Raw genomic sequence first — 4958 nt, 5'->3', positions numbered from 1 at the left:
GGCGAGGTGGCCGCCGGCGAGGCGCACGGCGACGACCCGTCCGGCGACGCCGCTCCCCGCGGCAGCCTCGCGTGGGCCGGGGTCGCCGCCGTCGCCGTCCTCGCCCTCGAGCTGCTGGGCTCCGAGCCCGGTACGCCGCTCCTCGCGGCCGGGGCTGTCGTCGCGCTGGTCCTGGTGGTCGTCTCGCTCCGTCGGCTGCTGCCCCCCGGCACGCTCGTCGGGCGCCGGGGGCTGCCGTCGGTGATCGCCACCCGAGGGCTGCTGAGCGCCTCCTTCTTCTGCGCGGAGGCCTACATCGTCTACGTGCTCCAGGAGCAGTGGGGTCTCTCGCCGGGCCGGGCGGGCATCGCGCTGACCTTCGTCGGCATCACCTGGGCGAGCGCCAGCCAGGCGCAGGCGCGGCTCGGGAGCCGGGTCTCCGACGTCACCGCCATGCGGGTCGGGACCGCGCTCGTGCTCGCCGGGGTCGGTGCGCTCGCCGTGTCCGTGGAGCTGCACCTGCCCGCCCTCGTCACCGGCGCGTCGTACGTCCTGGCGGGTGCGGGCATGGGGTTCGGCTACCCGCGCACCAGCGTGGCGATGCTCGCCGTGTCGAGCGACCGGGATCGCGGCTTCAACTCCTCGGCCCTGACCATCGCCGACTCGCTCGGCGCCGCGCTGGCGCTGTCGGTCTCGGGTGTCGTGTTCGCCGCCTCCGAGCGGGCCGGCACCGACCCGTTCCTGGCGGTGTTCGTGCTGGGTGGCCTGATCGCCGCGCTGGGTGTCGCGGCCGCGACGCGCACCCGGGCCTAGGTCGGGTTGACCGTCATGTCCGGGTCGCCCGTCCGCGCAACTGGCGGCATGCGACAACCATCCGGCTCGGTCCCTTGTCGTACGCCGCCAGTTGCCGCCGCCGCATGTCGTAAGCCGCCTGTTGCCGCCGCCCGACGCCGGCTCGGCGACCCGGCGAGGTCACCCGCGGCCTAGCGACCTCGCAACGGCCCGCCCGAGCGCCCGTGGCCCTCGGCCACGATCTCGGCGACCACGGACAGGGCGATCTCGCCCGGCGCCTTGCCCCCGGTGTCGAGCCCGGCGGGCACGTGCAGCCGGTCGAGGCCCGGCACGCCCTCCTCGGCGAGGTCGGCCAGCAGGCCCTCGGCCCGCCGGCGGCTGGCCATCATCGCGACGTACGACGCCGGCGACGCCAACGCGTCGCGCAGCACCCGGGGCGCGTCGGGGGCGTCGTGGTCGCAGAGCACCACCGCGTCCCCGGCGCGCAGGTCGAGGGCCGCGACGATCGCGACCCCGCGCCCCTCCTCGTCCTCGGCCACCACCACCACCTCGCGGCCGACCGCGGAGGCGATCACCTCGATCGCCGCGGCGATGGGGTTGCGGCTGAGCACGACGATGCGCCCGCGAGCGGCCGGGTCCCCCGACGGGTCGTCGGACCAGGGCTGCTCGCGGGTCGGCACGTCAGACCAGCTCGGGCTCGGTCTTCTCGCGGACCTCGTCCTCGGTGACCCCCGGGGCGAGCTCCACGAGCCTGAGCGCCCGCTCACCGAGGGTGCCCGAGGGGGCGACCTCCCCGGTGGCCGGGTCGATCACGTCGATGACGGCGAGGTCGGTGATGATCCGTTGCACGACACGCTTGCCCGTGTAGGGCAGGTTGCACTCGTCGAGGATCTTCAGCGACCCGTCCTTGGCGGTGTGCTCCATCAGCACGATGACGCGCTTGGCGCCGTGGACCAGGTCCATCGCGCCGCCCATGCCCTTGACCATCTTGCCGGGGATCATCCAGTTGGCGATGTCACCGACGGCGGAGACCTGCATGGCGCCCAGGATGGCGGCGTCGATCTTGCCGCCGCGGATCATCCCGAACGAGGTCGCGGAGTCGAAGAACGACGCCCCACGCCTCAGGGTGACYGTCTCCTTGCCCGCGTTGATCAGGTCGGCGTCGACCGCGTCCTCGGTGGGGTAGGGCCCCACGCCGAGGATGCCGTTCTCCGACTGGAGGACCAGCTCCACGTCGTCGCCGACGTAGTTGGGCACCAGCGTCGGCAGCCCGATGCCCAGGTTGACGTACGAGCCGTCCTGCAGCTCCGAGGCCGCCCGGGCGGCCATCTCCTCACGCGTCCAACCCATGTCAGCCACCCACGTTCTCTTCTTGTACGGCGCTCTCCGCCGGTTGCACGGTCCGCTTCTCGATCCGTTTGTCCGCGGCCTGCTCCGGCGTCAGCGCGACCACGCGCTGCACGTAGACACCGGGGGTGTGGACGTCGTTGGGGTCCAGCTCACCGGGCTCGACGAGCTCCTCCACCTCCGCGATGGTCACCCGCCCGCACATCGCAGCCAGCGGGTTGAAGTTGCGGGCGGAGTCACGGAAGACCAGGTTGCCGTGGCGATCGCCCTTCCAGGCGCGCACCAGGCCGAAGTCGGCCACGATCGCGTGCTCGAGGACGTACTCCTTGTCGCCCTCGGCCGTGGGGAAGACCTGGGTCTGCTTGGCCGGGGAGGCGACGACCACGTTGCCCGCGTCGTCGTACTTCCAGGGCAGGCCGCCCTCGGCCACCTGGGTGCCGACGCCGGTCGCGGTGAAGAAGGCCGGGATGCCGGAGCCGCCGGCCCGCATCCGCTCGGCCAGCGTGCCCTGCGGGGTCAGCTCGACCTCGAGCTCACCGGAGAGGTACTGCCGGGCGAACTCCTTGTTCTCCCCGACGTAGGAGGCCACCATCCGTCGGATCCGCCGGTCCACGAGCAGCCGGCCCAGGCCCCAGTCGTCGACCCCACAGTTGTTGGACACCGCCTCCAGGTCGGTCGTGCCGGCCTCCAGCAGCGCCTCGATCAGCACCGACGGGATGCCGCACAACCCGAACCCGCCGACCGACAACGTGGCGCCGTCGGGGATGTCCGCCACCGCTGCTGCGGCGCTCTCGACGACCTTGTCCATCGACCACTCCTTGTCCTCCCCCGACGATCCTCGCCGGGCTCGCTGAGATGCTAGTCACTCCCGCACGGCCGACCGATGGGTGCCACCCACACACTAGGCTCGCAGACGTGTCCCCAGTCCACGGTGGAGCCCTCGCCGGCAACCGGCGCAGCGACTGGCCCGAGGTCGACCTGCACGTCGTCTCGGGCAAGGGCGGCACGGGCAAGTCGACGGTCGCGGCCGCGCTGGCACTGGCCCTGGCCAGCACCGGCAAGAACGTCCTGCTGTGCGAGGTCGAGGGTCGCCAGGGCATCGCCCGGATGTTCGACGTCGAGCCTTTGCCCTACGAGGAGCGCCGGATCGCCCGCGGCCTGCCGCTGGGCGACGTGGCGCCGGGCGCGGTCAACGCGCTGCACATCGACCCGGAGTCGGCCCTGCTGGAGTACCTCTCGATGTACTACAAGCTCGGCCGCGCCGGGAAGGCGCTCGACCGGTTCGGCATCATCGACTTCGCCACCACCATCGCCCCCGGCGTCCGCGACGTGCTGCTGACCGGCAAGGTCTACGAGGCCGTCCAGCGCAACGCCCGCAACAGGTCCGCCGTGGCGTACGACGCCGTGGTGCTCGACGCCCCGCCCACCGGTCGGATCACCCAGTTCCTCAACGTCAACGGCGAGCTGGCCGGGCTGGCCAAGGTCGGGCCGATCAAGGCGCAGGCCGACACCGTGATGACGCTGTTCCGCTCCCCGCGCACTGTGGTCCACCTCGTCACCGTGCTGGAGGAGATGCCGGTGCAGGAGACCGTCGACGGCCTCGCCCACCTGCGCGAGGCGCGGCTGCCCGTCGGCGGCGTCGTGGTCAACATGGTGCGCCCGCGGGACCTGGGGCCCGCCGACCTCCGGGCGGCGCGTGCCGGCACCCTCGACCGCGAGGCCGTCGCCGCCGACCTCTCCCGCGCCGGCGTCGACGTGTCCCACGACCTGGTCGACTCGCTGCTCGAGGAGGCGCGCGACCATGCGGCCCGGCGGGCGCTGGAGGACTCGCAGCGCGCCGTGGTCGAGGCGCTGGACGTGCCGGCGTACGAGCTGCCCCGGATGCCGGGCGGCATCGACCTCGGCGGTCTCTACGAGCTCGCCGCACGGATGAGGGAGCAGGGACTGGCATGAYCCGCAACCGTCCCCGCGTCGGCCCCCTGGCCGCGACCCCGGAGCGTGCGCCCCGGCTCGACGTCGACGCCCTGCTCGACGACCCCGAGACGGGGATCATCGTGTGCTGCGGCTCGGGCGGCGTCGGCAAGACGACCACCAGCGCAGCCCTGGCCCTGCGCGCCGCCGAGCGGGGGCGCAGGGTCGTGGTGCTGACCATCGACCCGGCCCGTCGCCTCGCGCAGTCGATGGGCATCGAGACCCTGGACAACACCCCGCGGCCCGTAGCGGGCGTGGGTCCCGGCTCCCTCGACGCGATGATGCTCGACRTGAAGCGCACCTTCGACGAGGTGGTGCTCAGCCAGGCCACCCCCGAGAAGGCCCGGGCGATCCTCGACAACCCGTTCTACATCGCCCTGTCGAGCTCGTTCTCGGGCACGCAGGAGTACATGGCGATGGAGAAGCTCGGGCAGGTCCACCGCCAGGCGCAGGCCGACGGCACCTACGACCTGATCGTCGTGGACACCCCGCCCAGCCGGTCCGCGCTGGACTTCCTCGATGCCCCCGAGCGGCTGTCCAGCTTCCTCGACGGCCGGTTCATCCGGCTGCTGCTCGCGCCGGCCAAGGGCCCGGCACGCCTGATGACGGCGGGGCTGGGGCTGGTCACCAACGCGCTCACCAAGATCCTGGGTGCGCAGGTGCTCCGCGACATGCAGACGTTCGTCGCGGCCTTCGACACCCTCTTCGGCGGCTTCCGCCAGCGGGCGCAGCAGACCTTCTCGCTGCTCCAGGCGCCGGGCACGTCGTTCGTCGTGATCGCGGCGCCGGAGCCGGACGCGATGCGCGAGGCGTCGTACTTCGTCGAGCGCCTCACCGAGGACGAGATGCCGCTGGCCGGGCCTGTCTGG

Annotated in this window: 6 protein-coding genes; 3 read left to right on the top strand and 3 right to left on the bottom strand. The window is 72.8% G+C overall.

The window, feature by feature from the left end; genetic code table 11:
* A partial coding sequence (locus AC1DQF_RS21140; protein WP_477527192.1) for an MFS transporter occupies positions 1-792 on the top strand: 792 nt, incomplete at its 5' end.
* 170 nt (positions 793-962) lie between these two features.
* Here the strand turns inward: AC1DQF_RS21140 and AC1DQF_RS21135 are convergent.
* Genes AC1DQF_RS21135 through AC1DQF_RS21125 form a run of 3 tightly spaced genes read right to left on the bottom strand, consistent with a single transcriptional unit; the run spans position 963 to position 2926 of the window.
* Positions 963-1451, bottom strand: a complete 489-nt coding sequence (locus tag AC1DQF_RS21135; RefSeq protein ID WP_477527191.1) for an XdhC family protein — start codon at positions 1449-1451, stop codon at positions 963-965.
* Between the two features lies 1 nt (position 1452).
* On the bottom strand, positions 1453-2121 hold the full coding sequence (locus tag AC1DQF_RS21130) for a 3-oxoacid CoA-transferase subunit B (RefSeq protein ID WP_477527193.1): 669 nt from the start codon (positions 2119-2121) through the stop codon (positions 1453-1455).
* 1 nt (position 2122) lies between these two features.
* On the bottom strand, positions 2123-2926 hold the full coding sequence (locus AC1DQF_RS21125) for a CoA transferase subunit A (protein ID WP_477527190.1): 804 nt from the start codon (positions 2924-2926) through the stop codon (positions 2123-2125).
* A 107-nt stretch (positions 2927-3033) separates the two neighbouring features.
* On the opposite strand from AC1DQF_RS21125, the gene bagA reads away from it, so the two are divergent.
* Entirely contained in the window at positions 3034-4071 is a 1038-nt protein-coding gene (gene bagA / locus AC1DQF_RS21120; protein WP_477527189.1) for an ATPase BagA, read from the top strand.
* On the top strand, positions 4068-4958 hold an 891-nt coding region (locus AC1DQF_RS21115), incomplete at its 3' end, for an ArsA family ATPase (RefSeq protein ID WP_477527188.1). The genes bagA and AC1DQF_RS21115, both read left to right, overlap by 4 nt.

Source organism: Nocardioides sp. P4_G4 (genome assembly GCF_056401085.1).
The sequence above is the reverse complement of the archived record's forward strand: the minus strand, read 5'-3'. Positions and strand labels throughout refer to the sequence as shown.